Source organism: Ensifer sp. 22521, from assembly GCF_052044795.1.
In the GTDB taxonomy this organism is placed as follows: domain Bacteria; phylum Pseudomonadota; class Alphaproteobacteria; order Rhizobiales; family Rhizobiaceae; genus Ensifer.
In genome coordinates this window covers 85,435-102,315 of record NZ_JBQENM010000016.1, presented here as the reverse complement: position 1 = coordinate 102,315, position 16,881 = coordinate 85,435, and the positions used below count along the sequence as shown (strand labels likewise).

Annotated in this window: 16 protein-coding genes and 2 pseudogenes; 6 read left to right on the top strand and 12 right to left on the bottom strand. The window is 59.3% G+C overall.

All coding sequences use genetic code 11. The annotated features are described in order from the left end of the window. Nucleotides 1-6: 6 nt before the first annotated feature. The 3 genes from ACTJKE_RS23355 to purU all read left to right on the top strand — a co-directional run bounded on the left by ACTJKE_RS23355 (nt 7) and on the right by purU (nt 3,701). The gene (locus tag ACTJKE_RS23355) at nt 7-1,335 is read left to right on the top strand and encodes an FMN-binding glutamate synthase family protein (RefSeq protein WP_427142566.1); all 1,329 of its coding nucleotides are present in this window, start codon (nt 7-9) and stop codon (nt 1,333-1,335) included. A 95-nt stretch (nt 1,336-1,430) separates the two neighbouring features. Further along, nucleotides 1,431-2,738 carry a type III glutamate--ammonia ligase gene (glnT, locus tag ACTJKE_RS23350; protein WP_427142567.1) on the top strand — a complete coding sequence of 436 codons (1,308 nt, stop codon included), beginning with the start codon at nt 1,431-1,433 and terminating at the stop codon, nt 2,736-2,738. Nucleotides 2,739-2,816: 78 nt separating this feature from the next. Beyond that, nucleotides 2,817-3,701, top strand: coding sequence for a formyltetrahydrofolate deformylase (gene purU / locus ACTJKE_RS23345; protein WP_427142568.1), 885 nt, complete (start codon nt 2,817-2,819; stop codon nt 3,699-3,701). Nucleotides 3,702-3,704: 3 nt separating this feature from the next. On the opposite strand, the gene ACTJKE_RS23340 is transcribed toward purU, so the two are convergent. From ACTJKE_RS23340 to ACTJKE_RS23315, 6 genes are read right to left on the bottom strand one after another with little or no spacing between them, the layout of a single operon-like run. After that, nucleotides 3,705-3,953 (bottom strand): hypothetical protein, encoded by a 249-nt coding sequence (locus tag ACTJKE_RS23340; protein WP_243016902.1) that lies wholly within the window; start codon nt 3,951-3,953, stop codon nt 3,705-3,707. 10 nt (nt 3,954-3,963) lie between these two features. Next, nucleotides 3,964-4,641 carry a hypothetical protein gene (locus ACTJKE_RS23335; protein WP_427142569.1) on the bottom strand — a complete coding sequence of 226 codons (678 nt, stop codon included), beginning with the start codon at nt 4,639-4,641 and terminating at the stop codon, nt 3,964-3,966. 22 nt (nt 4,642-4,663) lie between these two features. Beyond that, nucleotides 4,664-6,061, bottom strand: a complete 1,398-nt coding sequence (locus ACTJKE_RS23330; RefSeq protein WP_024899959.1) for an APC family permease — start codon at nt 6,059-6,061, stop codon at nt 4,664-4,666. 13 nt (nt 6,062-6,074) lie between these two features. Beyond that, entirely contained in the window at nt 6,075-6,242 is a 168-nt protein-coding gene (locus tag ACTJKE_RS23325; protein ID WP_024899960.1) for a hypothetical protein, read from the bottom strand. A gap of 4 nt (nt 6,243-6,246) precedes the next feature. Next, on the bottom strand, nt 6,247-6,633 hold the full coding sequence (locus tag ACTJKE_RS23320) for a hypothetical protein (protein ID WP_243016904.1): 387 nt from the start codon (nt 6,631-6,633) through the stop codon (nt 6,247-6,249). Further along, entirely contained in the window at nt 6,623-6,955 is a 333-nt protein-coding gene (locus tag ACTJKE_RS23315) for a hypothetical protein (RefSeq protein WP_427142570.1), read from the bottom strand. The genes ACTJKE_RS23320 and ACTJKE_RS23315 overlap by 11 nt, the downstream gene beginning before the upstream one ends. A 1,342-nt stretch (nt 6,956-8,297) precedes the next feature. Here ACTJKE_RS23315 and ACTJKE_RS23310 point away from each other — a divergent pair. Continuing rightward, nucleotides 8,298-8,848: pseudogene (locus tag ACTJKE_RS23310) on the top strand (DDE-type integrase/transposase/recombinase); the annotation flags it as partial. Nucleotides 8,849-8,866: 18 nt separating this feature from the next. Here the strand turns inward: ACTJKE_RS23310 and ACTJKE_RS23305 are convergent. The 3 genes and pseudogenes from ACTJKE_RS23305 to moaA form a co-directional block, all read right to left on the bottom strand. Then, the gene (locus ACTJKE_RS23305; protein WP_440692582.1) at nt 8,867-9,892 is read right to left on the bottom strand and encodes an FAD-dependent oxidoreductase; all 1,026 of its coding nucleotides are present in this window, start codon (nt 9,890-9,892) and stop codon (nt 8,867-8,869) included. 60 nt (nt 9,893-9,952) lie between these two features. Beyond that, nucleotides 9,953-10,954: pseudogene (locus ACTJKE_RS23300) on the bottom strand (oxidoreductase); the annotation flags it as partial. Between the two features lie 884 nt (nt 10,955-11,838). Continuing rightward, nucleotides 11,839-12,882: a GTP 3',8-cyclase MoaA gene (moaA, locus tag ACTJKE_RS23295; protein WP_024899966.1), complete on the bottom strand. Its 1,044-nt coding sequence runs from the start codon at nt 12,880-12,882 to the stop codon at nt 11,839-11,841. A gap of 26 nt (nt 12,883-12,908) precedes the next feature. Between moaA and ACTJKE_RS23290 the strand changes: the two genes are divergently transcribed. Together ACTJKE_RS23290 and ACTJKE_RS23285 are read left to right on the top strand one after the other, a co-directional pair. Continuing rightward, the gene (locus ACTJKE_RS23290) at nt 12,909-13,058 is read left to right on the top strand and encodes a hypothetical protein (protein WP_161662585.1); all 150 of its coding nucleotides are present in this window, start codon (nt 12,909-12,911) and stop codon (nt 13,056-13,058) included. Between the two features lie 433 nt (nt 13,059-13,491). Continuing rightward, nucleotides 13,492-13,656 carry a hypothetical protein gene (locus tag ACTJKE_RS23285; RefSeq protein WP_427142571.1) on the top strand — a complete coding sequence of 55 codons (165 nt, stop codon included), beginning with the start codon at nt 13,492-13,494 and terminating at the stop codon, nt 13,654-13,656. A gap of 351 nt (nt 13,657-14,007) precedes the next feature. On the opposite strand, the gene ACTJKE_RS23280 is transcribed toward ACTJKE_RS23285, so the two are convergent. The 3 genes from ACTJKE_RS23280 to ACTJKE_RS23270 are packed head-to-tail and all read right to left on the bottom strand — an operon-like array spanning nt 14,008 to nt 16,832. After that, nucleotides 14,008-15,078 (bottom strand): ABC transporter ATP-binding protein, encoded by a 1,071-nt coding sequence (locus ACTJKE_RS23280; RefSeq protein ID WP_427142572.1) that lies wholly within the window; start codon nt 15,076-15,078, stop codon nt 14,008-14,010. Nucleotides 15,079-15,081: 3 nt separating this feature from the next. After that, nucleotides 15,082-15,951 (bottom strand): carbohydrate ABC transporter permease, encoded by an 870-nt coding sequence (locus ACTJKE_RS23275; RefSeq protein WP_024899969.1) that lies wholly within the window; start codon nt 15,949-15,951, stop codon nt 15,082-15,084. A gap of 5 nt (nt 15,952-15,956) precedes the next feature. Next, nucleotides 15,957-16,832: a carbohydrate ABC transporter permease gene (locus ACTJKE_RS23270; RefSeq protein ID WP_427142573.1), complete on the bottom strand. Its 876-nt coding sequence runs from the start codon at nt 16,830-16,832 to the stop codon at nt 15,957-15,959. Nucleotides 16,833-16,881: the final 49 nt, after the last annotated feature.

The window sequence follows — 16,881 nt, the reverse complement described above, 5'->3', positions numbered from 1 at the left end:
AGACCGATGAGCTATCACAACCCCTATACCCCGCCGCGCAAGTCAGCGACCTTTGACGACTATACGCTCGCTGAAATCCGCCGTGCGGCGGCGACCGGCATCTACGATATTCGCGGCGCCGGCACCAAGCGCAAGGTGCCGCATTTCGACGACCTTTTGTTCCTCGGGGCCTCGATCTCCCGCTATCCGCTCGAAGGCTATCGCGAGAAATGCGACACGACTGTCGTGCTCGGCTCGCGTTTTGCCAAAAAGCCGATCACGCTGAAGACACCGATCACCATTGCCGGCATGAGTTTTGGCGCGTTGTCCGGCAATGCCAAGGAGGCGCTCGGGCGCGGCGCGACGATCGCCGGCACCTCGACCACCACCGGCGACGGCGGCATGACGGACGAGGAGCGCGGCCATAGCCAGACGCTCGTCTACCAGTACCTGCCGTCGCGCTACGGCATGAACCCGAAGGACCTGCGTCGGGCGGACGCGATCGAGGTCGTCGTCGGCCAGGGCGCGAAACCGGGCGGCGGCGGCATGCTGCTCGGCCAGAAGATTTCCGACCGCGTCGCCAACATGCGCAACCTGCCGAAGGGCATCGACCAGCGCTCCGCCTGCCGCCACCCCGACTGGACCGGCCCGGACGACCTGGAAATCAAGATCCTCGAACTGCGCGAGATCACCGACTGGGAAAAGCCGATCTACGTGAAGGTCGGCGGTGCACGCCCCTATTATGACACCGCGCTTGCGGTCAAGGCCGGTGCCGATGTGGTCGTGCTCGACGGCATGCAAGGGGGCACCGCGGCAACGCAGGACGTCTTCATCGAGAATGTCGGCATGCCGACGCTCGCCTGCATCCGCCCGGCCGTCCAGGCGCTGCAGGATCTCGGCATGCACCGCAAGGTGCAACTGATCATCTCGGGCGGCATCCGGTCCGGCGCCGACGTCGCCAAGGCCCTGGCGCTCGGCGCCGATGCGGTCGCCATCGGCACGGCGGCGCTGGTTGCCATCGGCGACAACGATCCGCACTGGGAAGACGAATACCAGAAGCTCGGCACTACCGCCGGCGCCTACGACGACTGGCACGAGGGCAAGGACCCCGCCGGCATCACCACGCAGGACCCTGAACTCGCCAAGCGGCTTGATCCGGTCGCCGCCGGCCGCCGCCTTGCCAACTATCTCAAGGTGATGACGCTGGAAGCGCAAACCATCGCGCGCGCCTGCGGCAAGAACCATCTGCACAACCTGGAGCCGGAAGACCTCGTGGCGCTGACCATCGAGGCGTCCGCCATGGCGCAGGTGCCGCTCGCCGGCACCAGCTGGATCCCCGGCAAGGGAGGCTTCTGACGTAAAATGCCACGCCGGCCGCCGCCTGAAACTCCCAAGCCGGGCAGCGGCCGTTTCCATGAAAAAGTGTCTGATAAATCCAAAAGGGGAACACAGTGACACTCGATCTTGCCACCTACGCCAAGGACCGCGGCGTGAAATATTTCATGATCAGCTATACCGATCTCTTCGGCAGCCAGCGGGCCAAGCTCGTGCCGGCCGAAGCTATCGCCGACATGCAACAAGAGGGCGCGGGCTTCGCCGGTTTTGCGACCTGGCTCGACCTGACACCCGCCCATCCCGATCTCTTCGCCGTACCGGATCCGTCGTCGGTCATCCAGCTACCCTGGAAGAAGGACGTTGCATGGGTTGCAGCCGATTGCGTGATGGACGGCGAGCCGGTCGAGCAGGCGCCGCGTGTCGTGCTCAAGAGGCTCGTTGCGGAAGCCGCCGAGGCAGGTCTTCGCGTCAAGACCGGTGTGGAACCCGAGTTCTTTCTGATTTCACCCGACGGATCGATGATTTCCGACGAATTCGATACCGCCGAAAAACCCTGCTATGACCAGCAAGCGGTGATGCGGCGCTACGACGTCATCGCCGAGATCTGCGGTTATATGCTGGAGCTCGGCTGGAAGCCCTACCAGAACGACCACGAGGATGCGAACGGCCAGTTCGAGATGAACTGGGAATATGACGACGTGCTCCAGACCGCCGACAAACATTCCTTCTTCAAGTTCATGGTTAAGTCGGTCGCCGAAAAGCACGGCCTTCGCGCGACGTTCATGCCCAAACCGTTTCAGGGCAAGACCGGCAACGGATGCCACGCTCATATTTCCGTCTGGGATCTCGATGGCAAAGTGAATGCCTTTGCCGACAAGGCCATGCCGTTCGGGCTGTCGGCCAAAGGAAAGACCTTCCTCGGCGGCATCATGAAACATGCCTCGGCGCTGGCGGCGATCACCAATCCGACCGTCAACTCCTACAAACGCATCAACGCACCACGCACGATTTCCGGCGCGACCTGGGCGCCGAACACCGTCACCTGGACCGGTAACAACCGCACGCATATGGTGCGCGTGCCCGGCCCCGGACGTTTCGAGCTGCGCCTGCCGGACGGGGCGGTAAACCCCTATCTCCTCCAGGCGATCATCATTGCTGCTGGCCTATCCGGCCTCCGTTCCAACGCCGATCCGGGGCCGCACCACGACATAGACATGTACCGTGACGGCCACACGGTCACGAATGCACCGAAGCTGCCGCTTAATCTGCTCGACGCTCTGCGCGAATACGAAAAGGACGAGGCGTTGCAGGCCGCACTCGGCACCGCGTTTTCCGCCGCCTACCTCAAGCTGAAGACGAGCGAGTGGAATACCTATTGTGCCCAATTCACGAGTTGGGAACACGCAACAACGCTCGATATCTAGTCCCCGTACCACCCTTGTGGCCGCTTTCCCCGCGTCGACTGGCGCGGGGATCTTTCACTCATCGTGAGGAGATCCGATTTGACGACCTTCGTCCTGACTGTCACCTGCCCGTCCACGCGCGGCATCGTAGCCGCGATTTCCGGTTTCCTAGCGGATATGGCGTGCAATATCGTCGACAGCTCACAGTTCGACGATCTCAACTCGGGCCGTTTCTTCATGCGGATCTCCTTCCTTTCGGAGGAGGGAAAAACGGAAGAGGACTTGCGCGAGGCACTGAAGCCGATTGTCGATCGGTTCTCGATGGAAACGGAGCTTTACAATCAGGAAACGCGCATGAAGGTGCTCCTGATGGTTTCCCGTTTCGGCCATTGCCTCAACGATCTCCTCTATCGCTCACGGATCGGTGCCCTGCCCATCGATCTCGTCGGCGTGGTCTCCAACCATCTCGATTACCAGAAAGTGGTGGTCAATCAGGACATTCCCTTCCACCATATTCCCGTGACGAAGGAGAACAAGCCGCAGGCGGAAGCAAGGATCATGGACATCGTGGAGTCGACCGGCACGGAACTCGTCGTGCTGGCGCGCTACATGCAAGTCCTGTCCGATCAGATGTGCCAGCGCATGTCGGGCCGGATCATCAACATCCACCACTCGTTCCTGCCGAGCTTCAAGGGCGCCAATCCCTACAAGCAGGCCTATCAGCGCGGCGTGAAGCTGATCGGTGCAACCGCGCATTATGTGACGGCGGATCTCGACGAAGGTCCGATCATCGAACAGGACACCGTGCGCGTCACCCACGCCCAGTCCGCGGAGGACTATGTATCGCTCGGACGCGACGTGGAGGCACAGGTCCTTGCCCGCGCCGTCCATGCCCACATCCATCACCGCGTGCTCTTGAACGGCAGCCGCACCGTCGTCTTCCCGCCGAGTCCGGGAAGTTTCGCGTCCGAGCGCATGGGCTGACTGTCAGGCCATGCGCAAGCGCGCGCGCCTGTAGGCCTCCGGTATGGACAAGGCCCACACGAACAGGCCGCCGGCATGGCGGCCTATGAAGGAATGTTCCGGCGTCGTCGTGAGATAGGACAGGATCGCGAACATCAGCACGAAAAGCGCAAAACAGAGGCCGCGGCGGGTTTCGCCCAGGAGCACGTGACCGCCGCCGGGCAAGAGTACGGCGGCCGCGAGTACGGAATACGGGTTGATGGCCTTGCGCATGTTCGTTCCTTCAGCCTGCCTGGCGAATTGTGCTGCCTGAGGCAAGCTCACGCAGATCGACGGCGACGCCAAGCGCCTTTTGCAGGCCGGACACCGCAATCGCCTGGATCGAGAACCGCGCCTGCCGCAACAGGAGATGCGATGCCGGCTCGCCCTGCGCGGCCTGAACGACGATCCTGACAAAATCGGCGTCGACGACCAGTTCCTTGACCGTCTTGTCGGCGGTGAAGCCGACGATACCGCGTCGCAATCCCTCCCAGCAGGCATCCTCCGACCCGGCATTGCCGCGCATGAGGGCTGGCACGTCCGATGGCGGCGGGGCGATCCAGTCCGTGAAATCATGCACGACGGAGTAGAACTCGGCGCCCGTCGGCCGTGCAAGAAGGCCAAGCGACGGCAGCGCGGGCAGATCCTGGAAGAGCGTCACGCGCAGCCACAATTGAGGAAGCCGGCGCGTGATCAGCGTGTCCGTGATCACCTCCAGCTTGACCGGCGTGCCGTCTGCCATGCGGCCGAGCACGATCGGGTGCCCGTCGGCCGCATGGGTGAAGCGCGCGTCGTCCAGAAGATCGCCCACCTGGTCGAGCAGGCCCCGTCTTTGCGTCATGCTCTTGCGTTGCTCCCGGCTTGCCACCCAGAGCACGCAAAAGCATCCGATGCACAGGATCACGATTGTCTGCCAGACCATGGAAGCCGCCTCCTGCTCAGCCTCAGTAGCCGTTCGGGCGCGGCCACGGCATGGTGAACTGATCCCCTCTGCGCACGAAGCGGTATCGGCGGAAATGGAACCAGAGGGAGGCGACGATGTAGAAGCCGATCATCGCGATAAGCTGCGTACCGTAGCCGAGGAACACCGCGAAATAGGCCGTCGAGCAGAGCAGGAACAGCACGATCGTCGGCAGCGGATGCAGCGGATGGACATAACCACGCTTGATGCTGCCCAGCGGCCATTTCTTGCGGAACATGACCATGTTGAACGTCATGAACGTGTATCCCAGCAGACCGGACAGGATCGAGAACGTCACGACCTGGTCGAGCGGCGCGCCAAGCGCGAAGATCAGCGCGATCGGGACGAGGAAGACGATCGAGCGGTAGGGCGTGCGATAGCGCGGATGGACGGCGCCGAACCAGATCGGCAGGTAGCGGTCGCGTCCCATCGAGAACCAGGCGCGGGACGCATCATTGATGCAGCCGTTCGCCGACGCAAGCGTCGAGAACATCGTGCCGATGAAGAGCAGCACCATGAGGCCGCTATTGCCCGTGACGCGTGCCGCGTCGAACAGCGGCGTACCGGCCTGGCCGAGATATTCCCAGGGAATGAGGCCGGAGCAGACATACCAGGTCATGGTCGCGGCGATCAGCAGCGTCATGATCCCGGCCATGGTGCCATAGGGCAGCGAACGCGCCGGCGAGCGCACTTCCTCGGCCGCCTGGCAGGTGCCTTCGATACCGAGATAGAACCAGAGGCCGAAATGCAGGGCGGCAACGATGCCCACCCAGCCGTAAGGCAGGGGATCCGTCGTCACGGCCGAGAAATCGAGCGGCACCTGCGAGCCGCCGAACTGGACGACCAGGAACAGAGCGACGATCGCAAGGAAGGCGATGGCGGTGATAACGAGATTGAACGTCAAGGTCGCCAGAACGCCCCGGTAGTTCAACCAGGCAAGGAACATGATGGACAGCACGATGAAGGGCTGCTGGCTGAGCCCGCTATGCCCCTGCAGGCCGGCAACCGTATCGAGAAGGAAGCCGATCGTAATGGCATTGCCGGCCTCGAGCATCGTATAGGCCATGACGAGAAAGAGGCCGACATTGAAGGCCATGAGCGGCCCGACGATATGCTTGGCCTGCGCATACTGGCCGCCTGCCGCGGCAACCGTCGACGTCACCTCCGAATCGATCATGGCGACGCAGGTATAGAGAAGGCCGGCGACCCAGCAGGCGACCAGGCCGGCAATCATGCCGCCTTTGCCCACCGAAAAGTTCCAGCCCATATATTCACCAACGAGAACGATGCCCACGCCGAGCGCCCAGATATGGGCAGGGCCGAGAACGCGGAGCAGCTGCAGTCTTTCCGGTTGCCCGGCCGTCGCTGGAGATTTCGACATGCGCTTGTCCCTTTTAGATGACGTGCCGCTCTGCGGTGGCCTCGATTTCACCCTCGCGGGAGGATGTCAGCAGGTCGTTGTCGTAGGTAGTGTCGACGCGCGCCATATCGTAGAGCATGGCGATCGCGAACACGGCCGAGAGCGCCCAGGCGGCATATTCCAGGATGTTCCAGAGATCCATGTGCTCACCTTTTTCCGTTCGGGCCGAAGCGCTCGTCGATCACCTCGCGATACTCCTTGTCGGAAAGCCTCACGACGAGGAGGAAGTAGCCGATGACCAGCACCGCCATCACGATGAGCGCCGACCAGCTGAACGAATAGTCGAAGCGGGCCGTGATCATCTCGTTCACGCTGGCCGGATCGGTGTAGCCGAGGGCCGCCCATTGGGCCTGCTCGCCGGCATTCTGGCCGAGCGCTTCCCATGTCGGGTTCTCGATGGGCGCCGGCGTCTTCGCCGCACCCGCGAGGCCGAGATAGAGGGGAACGTAAAGGGCACCGACGGTCAGGACGAGAAGCGTCAGAACGTCGAAGATCTGCCCGGCGAGACCCTGTTGCGGCGGTTTATAGGCCATGATTAGCTCCTTCCCGGCGGCGGGCGCGCATTTCATCGAGGTGCCTTAGGTCCAGCCCGTAGATGAATTCCCTATCTTCGACATAGTGGCGAAGCATGGCGATAATGGCCGCGGAATTGAAAAGCAGAACCAGCGCGCAGAAGATCGAAAGGATGATGCGGATGGCCGGGATCGAAATGAAGGGCCATACCGTGAAAAGGGCAAACAACATCGTACACCAGAGCACGACGATAAAAGAAATAAGGCCGGCACGATCCCGCGCGTGCATTTTGTCGATGCGGCGGGAAAGGTGTATATCCACACCTTCGCTATGCGACACCATGCGCTCTCCTCCCCAGAAGAAATTGCCCCCCAGGCAACTTAGTTTCGCAGTGGGAATATGAACGGTTGCCGCGAGATGTCAAGCAAACCCGCGCTATTTTGCCGCACCAATCGTCAAAGCGTCATCCACGAGGCAATCACCAAAGCCATGGTGCCGGAACCTGGGGATCAGGCGCAGGGACCACCGGATGCGACGGCGCCAACAATGGCTGGCCCGGCGCGGGAGAGCGCAGGTCACGGCGGCTTGGCGGTCGGGTCAGAAATGGCACAGTCGCTCGAAAGCCATTTCTGGATATGAACCATGACAGAACCAGCGTTGTCGCGCTGCCACGGAGTTGACGCAAGACCTGGAACACGTGGAGCAGGCTGCCCGACCTCGATCGGCAGATCCCGGGCACCTTCGAACGTGTGGAGGTCCGGTGTGAAAGCCGGGACGGCACCTGCGGTCCCCCTCCGATTCCCAAGATGGCGCAGAGCCTGCAAAGCTCTATGTCGGTCTTCTGAGTTATCTCAAGTTCATCTGCCAGCTGATTGATAATTTTCGTGAACTCGCGATCTGGTCCAAATAGATCGCGACCATCTCTCGCACAACGGCGGGTAGGACCCTGGCCTCGTCGGCTAAGGCTTCCTCCAGCACTCTCACGCTTGCCGGCTTCAGATCGGAACGGTGGCCAGAATGAAATCGCGATAGGCCGGCTCGTTTGGAACCAATGGCCGACTTCATCTGAATGCGCACTCTGCCGGACCAGACATTGGTGGGCGCGGAAAGCGACGGCACAACCCTTCGTGGCGGCGCTTTTCCTGAAGAACCGCATGGATGGCCGTGGCGCCGCCTTCACGATCGCTTCGGCGTCTTAGCGGTCGTTCTCTGACGCTTGACCAAGGGTTTCACCTAGACGGCCGGAACCAACCGGACTCGTGCCCGTGTGCTGCGTCACTCGACCCCAATGATGCGACGTCGTGCACGCGTCCATAGCAACCACGCAAGCCTGCTAATCAGTCAGCAATACGATCAACGGCGACTTTGACAAGGCGCAATTGAAACCCGGCCGTGCAAACTTGGAAGTTACCCTTCACCGGGTCGATTGTCGGCATGCTCATCTCAGTCATGAATGTACCCTCCGATTGGTTCTGAACCGTCATGACCGCTGGGTGGGGCATCCACCGCCTCCGTTCAAATTGTGCGACAAGTAGCCATGGATGAAACGACCCAAGGCCTTGCTTATGCGCATCAAAACTCCTCCCAATCAGACGAAAGAGCAGCGTTGCCTTGGAACGAGGCATACAGTTTGGCTGAGAGCTGACGCGCCGGCGATGGAGCAGGACGTGATGTGGCCGCGACTCTGAGGCCTGTCCGGAAGCGCAAGCTGATCGACGGGATGCTGTTGGACTGGGGCATATCGATCCGACGGGCCTGCAAGGTCCTGAGGTTCGACACGTCGACCTACCACTACAAGTCCCGCCGCACCGGACAGGCCCACTCGAAAGACGCATCAAGGAGATTTGCGAGACACGCGTGCGGTATGGCTACCGGCGGGTCCATGTTCACTTGCGCCGCGATGGTGGGAAGATCAACATGAAGAACACACGCAGGATTACAGTGAGTTAGGCCTTCAGCTGCGTAACAAGCACCCCAAGCGCCAGGAAGGCAAAGCTCCGGGAAAATCGTCAGGAAGCCGCCGGCCCGAACGACGTCTGGGCGATGGACTTCGTCCACGACCTGCTCGCGACCGGCAAGAAGCTACGCATCCTCGCCGTGGTCGACACGCACTCGCGCTATTGCCCCGCAGCCGACGTCCGCTTCACCTACAGAGGCGAGCATGTGGTCCAGACCCTGGAGGGCATCTGCCGGAAGACCGGCTATCCGAAGACGATCAGGGTGGACAACGGCAGTGGGGGCTCAGGTCAAGGGTCAGCGCGTACCACCGAATTGGTCCCAGTTATTCGCTTCTCGTACCAAAGGTCGCTCGATCAAATAATTAATGTCGCCGATTGGCCTTTGGTCAATTTCTCGACCGAACCGATGTCCTGAATGAACCGCATCTGCGATTGTGCCTGGCGCATAGCAGTCGCCGACCGCATGGACGGTGAAGTTCAGCCGGTTGTCTGCAACTGTCTTTCGCAAATCACGAAGTAGACCGTCGTTCGGTGAGCGTAGACAGATCATTACCACCGTCGTGGCAGGCAACCGGATTTCTTTCCCGGTGTAGATGCAATGGGCTTCTACCTCGTCGGTGCCGACCTCGACTAGACGTCTAGCCGTGACGAGCTTCACACCCAAGCTGAGCAAAGCTTGGTGGACGACCTCGCGCTCGGACGTATATTTAAGTAACGGAGAGGGTTCTGGATCGGGGGTAAGGATCGTAACCTCCAGACCTTGCTTGGAGAGCTTTTCAGCGATAACTCCTCCTAGATAGTAGCCTTCATCATCATAGATAACAACCGGCCCTGTAATCGTCTGGCCCGCAAGGACGTCATCGGGAGTGATGACGTGTCCCTGGTCCCAACCCTTGACCGGAAAACGGTTTGCCTTGCCGATTCCGTCCCGGTCCCACCTTGCTCCAGTTGCGATGAGTATTGTTGAAAAGTCAAAATCGCCTACATCGGAACATTGAATTTCACTTCCGAGGTAGACATCGATATTTGGAAACTTGTTGATCTGACCGATTCGATAATCTGCTACGCGCCGATACGTTGATAAACCTGGTAGTGTCGATTCGAGCACCGATCGACCTCCAAGGAAAGTGTTTCTCTCAGAGAGCGCAACAGAATAGCCGCGCCGTCCAAGTGTTAGAGCCGCCTCAAGTCCTGCTGGACCCCCGCCAACAACAAGCACGCGTGCATCAGACCCCTTTCCCGGAACGCGTTCGGGATGCCAACCTCGCCGCCATTCTTCCCCCGTTGTTGGATTTTGCGTGCAACGGATCCCACCACCCATGTATTGCATGGACAGGCACGTATTGCAGCCTATGCATTCACGAATATCGTCGATACGACCTTCTTCAATCTTTTTCGGGAGAAAGGGATCTGCAATCGACGGGCGTGCCGCTCCGATCAGATCGACCAAACCCTTCTTGATGAGCGACACCATCCGATCTGGTGACGTATAACGCCCGACGGCAACCACGGGCTTAGATGTTACTTGTTTCACAAAGGCGGTAAACGGTTCCTGCCATCCCTCATCGGCGAATCGCGCGGTCATTACATCGAGATTGATGTTCTGAATGTTAACGTCCCAAAGGTCAGGCAGTTCGGCCAGCATTTCGACGACCCGTCGACCGTCTCCACTGCAGGTGTAGCCCGCATCGCCAAGGCCCTCATCAACACCAAAGCGGACCGCAACTGCACAGTCGGATCCAATTTCTTCTTTGGTATCCTCAATCAACTCACGCAACAGTCGGGCGCGATTGGCAATAACTCCACCGTATTCATCGGTTCGCCGATTGACACGTTCCGTGATAAAATCGCCGGGCAATCCCATCATGTGGCTCGCGTAGACGTACACGATGTCGAATCCGATTTCGCGTGCGCGCCGGGCAGCAGCGCGATGCCATCTTCTAACGTCGCTAATATCCTGCTTATCCATCTGCCGGACGACAGCCGGTACATCCATTGCAGGCCTGGGTGAGGCAGACATCGGGCGCTCTCGGGACATTCGGTTTCCGGCAAGCGCACCCTGATGGGTCAACTCGCACCCTGCAAGCGCCCCGTGCTTTTGAACCGCCTATACCATAAGCCGAAGTCCGGGCTTATCATCATCCGACCAAAGCCGCTCACCACCGCTCGGGGATGAATCCGAGGAAGGATGGATCATACACAATTCAGTGTTTACGACACCCCAACCGCCCTCTGCTTTGATTTCTCTGAACTTTGCTGTCGCGTGCGGAGAAAAAGTACCAAGCGCTGTACAGTGCGGAACTTGGTAGAAACGATTTTTTGTCGTCTTAGGTCCAATTTTTACGGGCTCAAAGAGTACGTCGTATCGCGGATCACGTGCCATGCAACCTCCCACGGTTTGCCGCTCAAATCAGCTGCATAAAACCCCACCGTTGCCGCGTGCATTAATAGGATCTGTCTGCAAATGAAGCCCGTCCCAGACGAGACAGGTATTTGAATGCCCCACCGCTTGACGCACCCTGCCCCGTGTAGTTGGCGCCATCACGGCTGACGCCAACTACACGCGTCCTCTAAGGTGAAGAGGACGCCCCGGCTGATGGAGATCACCACTCGATGGTAGGACACTCAATCGAGGTGGAGCCTTCGCTGTTGTCGAAGCAGCTGCGCCACCAGCCTAGCAATGTTGCGATAGCTTGCAACATATTTATTCGTAGTTTTATTTTTTGCGCAAGCTAGCTGAACTCAATACAAAAGAGCACAGAGAGCAACAATTCAACTAAACGTACGATATATAGAGATTTATTCGATATGTTTTTCCCTGGCGCCAATTCTATCTGCCAACGTGAAATCATCGATGATCGTGGTCATTCATCTTCGGAATAATTCTTCTGCTCGACAAGCCTCCATTTGTAATTGGCAATGGTTTCGCAGGGTATGGGTCAAATTTCAAACTCGTTTGATGCTGACAGCGACGGCGGGGAAAGTGCCGGAGCGCCCGCTGTTGGCAGCTGCACCTCTTACCCGGTAACAGATGCAAGGCTACCTGCCCAAGCATGGCGTTTGGCGCGACAACACTGCCTGCCTTTGCCCTGCAGAAATCTCTCCCCGAATCCGGCAACACGTTTATCGTGAGCGCGAAGAGCGGCCTACGTGACCGGGAGAGCATGTGTGGTAGATTTTCGCCTGCCTGTTTATAGTCCGGCGTTTCCAGCGCCGGTCAAATTGCGGCGAGGGCGGTTCAACGCTGGTTTCCTGGCTGTGCTAAGCTCAGCCGCCAGTGACGCTCATGTGGCGGGCAACGGCGGGTATGTTGCGGGTGCGGTCGATGATGAAGTCGTGGCCCTTGGGCTTGCGGGTGATCGCCTCTTCGATGACGCGCGATAGATATGCGTCGTCGTCGGAAGCCCTGAGCGCCGTCCGCAGGTCGGCGTCGTCATTCTGACCGAGGCACATGTAAAGCGTGCCGGTACACGTGAGGCGGACGCGGTTGCAGCTCTCGCAAAAATTATGGGTCATCGGCGTGATCAACCCAAGCCGCCCGCCGGTCTCAGAGACACTCAGATAACGGGCGGGGCCGCCGGTCTTGTAGGTGAGGTCCGAAAGGGTGAACTCGCGGGCGAGGCGATCACGCATTTCCGACAGTGGCAGGTAGTGGTCGGTGCGATTCTCGTCGATCTCTCCCATCGGCATGGTTTCGATCAGCGTCAGGTCCATTCCGCGCCCATGCGCCCAGCGCAGCATGTCGGGGATCTCGGTATCGTTGAAGCCCTTCAGCGCGACGGCGTTGATCTTGACCCTGATGCCGGCCGTCTGCGCCGCGTCGATGCCTTCCATCACCTTCGACAATTCGCCCCAGCGGGTGATCTGCCTGAACTTGTCGGGATTGAGCGTGTCGAGCGAGACATTGATGCGCCAAACGCCGCAATCGGCGAGTTCAGAGGCAAAGCGCGACAGCTGCGATCCGTTGGTGGTCAGGGTCAGTTCATCGAGAGTGCCCGAATGGACGTGCTTGCCAAGCTCGCGAACCAGCAACATGACATTCTTGCGCACCAGCGGTTCGCCGCCAGTCAGGCGCAGCTTGCGCACACCCTTGGCGATGAAGGCGGAACAGAGCCGGTTCAATTCCTCCAGCGTCAGAAGATCCTTCTTCGGCAGAAAGGTCATGTTTTCCGCCATGCAATAGGTGCAGCGGAAGTCGCAGCGATCCGTCACCGAAACCCTGAGATAGGTGACGGCGCGTCCGAACGGGTCGATCATCGGCGCTGTGGGATCAATCTGAGTGCCGACCTGGTCGATGGTGACGGTATCCAACGAAATTCTCCTGTTGAATTAATGTCGTGAGCGAAACGGGCGGCGTTAAAACCCGTGAACACATTCTTTCCGTCGAGGAAAGTGAAGGCAAAGAATTCCTTCCGCCAGGCATCTGCGATATTGCGCAACGATCGAATTGCGCCATTTTCATTGCCCTGTTACCGGGTTTTGCTTGATCTTGTCCAGTCGATGCCGGACAGCAGAAGCAAGAACTGTGCATCGAACCATTTGCGGCCGGACGAACTTCCACTCTTAGCCATTTTGTCGCAGGGATCATGCCTCACCTGCCCGGGAATGCGGCGCAACCGATCAAGCCGTTTCGCCGGGAGACAAAAACATGGGTCTGGAGGCCCATAGATCGCAACGCGCCGGCTAGGCGAAGTGCTCTCTCGTGCAATTGCGCGTAGGTGAGCGTCGCGGAGTCGGTATCGGTGGGCTTCCGACTGTTGCAGAGTAGCCTTTGATCGCCCAAAATGGGATATGTTTAATATTAGACACTCTGACGAAGGGGAACAGGCGCAGCGCTGACGAGCAATCGAAACGCACCGTTTCCCATCCTCGCAGCACAAGTTTGGTCGAAGGCCGCATCGACCGCCTCAAGACATTCCGATGTTGCGGCTTCTCGACTGGCGATCTAACGGTGACAAGGGCGCGAGAGAGCTTATTCGCGCTTCCACCCTGCCCGTCATCGATGTTGAGATCGGTGATGGCGCGCTTATCGATGTTGATACCCCACATGCCGTTGAAGCGGCAGGTGGCGTTTTGCGTAAATAACGAATAGCGGCTCTTTTTCAATGCGAACGGATGCAATCACTGACTTCAAAGTCGAGAGACGCCACCACGCTTTCCCACATAAATGAGCTCTTCCAGTAAACCTTCTTCGCCGGAGCTTGGAATACGAACTGTCGAGGCTGTGGAAAATTGTTTGCCTCGGTAGATATCCATCCCAATCACGTTAGGAACTCCAGCACGCGTCAGCGTCGGAGTTGACCCAATCGTCGGCCCACACTGGAGCCGGGCTTTCGGCAGCCGCCTGGGTGCCAAAGGGACGCAGGCCCGCAAGCGTCGACCTGCAATGCGTTTTGCAAACTTGCTATGAGTTATCTTGGCGACGCATCGGCGCGCTCAAAGACGTCGTTGGTTCGCGACGGAGAAAAGTGACGCTTTGGCGATATCGAGCTTCAATCCAACCTCCTTCGGCGTTGTGCGCGCCGATGCTACGGCGAGACGCACGCTGAAGCGCTTGCCAAAGCAATCGAACCAGCCAAGGGCATCCGCGCCGAGCAATTCTATGAAGGACAAGGTCGCCGGCAGGCTGCCCGGCGCGCCGCGATCAACGACGCTTATATCCTCGCAGCGCACGCCTAACACCGTTTCGGCCAGATTCGTAGCATTTTCAAATTTGTACTCGGAGACATCGATTTGGGTATTGTCCGTAACGAAGCTCGCCTCGCTATCCAGCCGGCCATTCAGGAAGTTCATGGAAGGTGACCCGACGAAGCCGGCGACGAACAGGCTGGCCGGTTTCTCATAAATGGCCTGCGGATGGGCGAATTGCTCGACCTGCCCCTTGTACATGACGGCCACACGGTCAGCCATGGTCATGGCCTCGATCTGGTCATGGGTGACATAGATCATAGTGGACTTTAGCTTTTCGTGGAGTTGCTTGAGTTCGACGCGGGTTTCGGCGCGCAGCTTGGCGTCTAGGTTTGAAAGCGGTTCATCGAACAGGCAGATCGATGAGGAACGCACCAGGGCCCTGCCGATCGCCACACGCTGGCGCTGTCCGCCCGACAGCTGGCCAGGCTTGCGCTCCAGCAGCGGTTCGATCTGCAAGAGCTTCGCCACCCAGTCAACCTTTTGCGCGATCTCAACCTTGGGGGTGCCGGAGATCTGCATGCCGAAGGAGAGGTTGCGCCGCACCGTCATGGCCGGGAAGAGAGCATAGGATTGGAACACCATTGCGAGGCCCCGCTCGCTAGGCTCCAGGCCGACGACGTCCCTGCCGTCAATGACGATCTGTCCGGCGTCGCAATCGTCCAGGCCGGCGATCACGTTGAGCAGCGTGGACTTGCCGCAGCCAGAAGGGCCGAGGATGACGACGAACTCGCCCTTCTCGATGTCCATGTCGACGGATTTGAGGATGTCGAGGCCGGCATAGGATTTCTTGATTTGGCGGAGGGAAATGCTGGACATGGATCAACCCTTGACGGCGCCGGCGGCGATGCCGCGGACGAAATAACGGCCGGAGAGGAAATAGACGACGAGCGTCGGTATGGCGGTGATGAGGGCGGCGGCCATGTTGACATTGGGATTGGCCGCGCCACGGGCATTATTGACGATGTTGGTCAGTTGCACCGTCATCGGCAGATTGTCGTTGCCGGCGAAGATCAGGCCGAGCAGATAGTCGTTCCAGATGCCGGTGAACTGCAGGATCGCCACCACAACGAGAATATTGGTCGAAATCGGCAGGATGATCGACCAGAAGGTGCGCAGGAAGCTGGCGCCTTCCATGCGGGCCGCCCGGCTGATTTCATCCGGCACGCCGACATAGAAATTGCGAAACAGCAGCGTCGTATAGGGCAGGCCATAGATGACATGCACGAAGACGATGCCGGCATAGGTGCGAAACAGCCCGATATTGCTGAGGATCTTCACCGTCGGATAGAGCATGGCCTGGTAGGGAATGAACAAGCCTACTGTCACCAGCAGCATTGTGATATTCGCATGGCGCGATTTCCATTGCGCCAGCGCGTAACCGTTCAGCGCTCCCGCCAGCGTCGAAATGATGACGGCGGGGATGGTGATCTTGATCGAGTTCCACACACCGGGGCGCACGCCTTCGCAATCGAGGCCGGTGCAGGCGCTCTTCCATGCGGTCACCCAGGCATCGAAGCTCGGTGCGAACGGAAGGGTCAGGAGGTTGCCCTGGCGGATCTCCTCGATCGGCTTCAGCGAATTCATCAACACGAGCAGCAGCGGCATGAGGAAGAAGATCGCAGAGACGACGAGGAAGGTATAAAGGCCGATGCGCGCGGCGCGTGGCGCGAACGGTTTGGACTGGGCCAGCGCGATCATGTACGCCTCCGGAATTCGCTGTAGAAATACGGCGCAAGCAGCAGCAGCGAGAGCAACAACATCATAATCGACGCTGCCGACGCGAGCCCTAGATTGACGCGGGCGAAATAGAAATCGACGGCGAATTTCGCGGGCATTTCAGTCGAAATGCCGGGACCGCCCTTGGTCATGGCGATAACGAGATCGTATCCGCGGATGACTTCCGACATCAGAAGCACGACGCAGGAGGCGATGACCGGACGCATGCCGGGAAAGATTACCTGGAGATAGGCCCGCCACAGCGGAATGCCCTCCATTCGGATCGCCTTCCACAGATCGGTGTCGATGCCGCGCAGGCCGGCGAGAACGATGACCATGATGAGACCGGCGGAATGCCAGATGCTGGCGATCACCAGCGTGTAGAGGGCGCGGTCGGGGCGCACCAGCCAGTCGAAGGTGAAGCTTTGCCAGCCGATGGAGTGCATCAGCGCCTGCAACCCGTTGGACGGATCGAGCAGCCAGCGCCAGGACAGGCCGGTGACGATCAGCGACACAGCCAGCGGATAGAGGAAAATGGTGCGGAACAACGATTCAGCGCTGATGCGGCGATCCGCCAGAACCGCCAGCAGCATGCCGAAGGCTAGCGTACCAACGATGTAGAGTACACCAAAAATCACCATGTTGACGCAGGAAACGAGCCAACGCTGGTTGGCGAATAGCTTTACGTATTGGCCAAAACCAATGATCTCGTAGCTCGGCACCAGTGTCGACCGCGTCATCGACATGTAAAACGTCCAGAAAATCGAGCCGTAAAAAAATATCGCGATAGCGGCGAAGAACACCGCCACGGTGATATCTGGCCTGAAGGCCTGCCGGTTGAGCCAGCTTCTCATTCCGAGGTCTCCCGAAACCCTCATGGGCGGCGAGGCGCCGCCCTTCTCA

Bases quoted from the DNA above. Each gene is read 5' to 3' on its own strand.
- ACTJKE_RS23280 (WP_427142572.1), bottom strand. From the start codon at position 15,078: ATGTCCAGCATTTCCCTCCGCCAAATCAAGAAATCCTATGCCGGCCTC.
- ACTJKE_RS23320 (WP_243016904.1), bottom strand. From the start codon at position 6,633: ATGGCCTATAAACCGCCGCAACAGGGTCTCGCCGGGCAGATCTTCGAC.
- ACTJKE_RS23355 (WP_427142566.1), top strand. From the start codon at position 7: ATGAGCTATCACAACCCCTATACCCCGCCGCGCAAGTCAGCGACCTTT.
- ACTJKE_RS23340 (WP_243016902.1), bottom strand. From the start codon at position 3,953: ATGCGCAAGGCCATCAACCCGTATTCCGTACTCGCGGCCGCCGTACTC.
- ACTJKE_RS23315 (WP_427142570.1), bottom strand. From the start codon at position 6,955: ATGGTGTCGCATAGCGAAGGTGTGGATATACACCTTTCCCGCCGCATC.
- ACTJKE_RS23335 (WP_427142569.1), bottom strand. From the start codon at position 4,641: ATGGTCTGGCAGACAATCGTGATCCTGTGCATCGGATGCTTTTGCGTG.
- ACTJKE_RS23325 (WP_024899960.1), bottom strand. From the start codon at position 6,242: ATGGATCTCTGGAACATCCTGGAATATGCCGCCTGGGCGCTCTCGGCC.
- ACTJKE_RS23330 (WP_024899959.1), bottom strand. From the start codon at position 6,061: ATGTCGAAATCTCCAGCGACGGCCGGGCAACCGGAAAGACTGCAGCTG.
- ACTJKE_RS23270 (WP_427142573.1), bottom strand. From the start codon at position 16,832: ATGAGAAGCTGGCTCAACCGGCAGGCCTTCAGGCCAGATATCACCGTG.
- ACTJKE_RS23305 (WP_440692582.1), bottom strand. From the start codon at position 9,892: ATGGGTGGTGGGATCCGTTGCACGCAAAATCCAACAACGGGGGAAGAA.
- ACTJKE_RS23285 (WP_427142571.1), top strand. From the start codon at position 13,492: ATGTTGCGGCTTCTCGACTGGCGATCTAACGGTGACAAGGGCGCGAGA.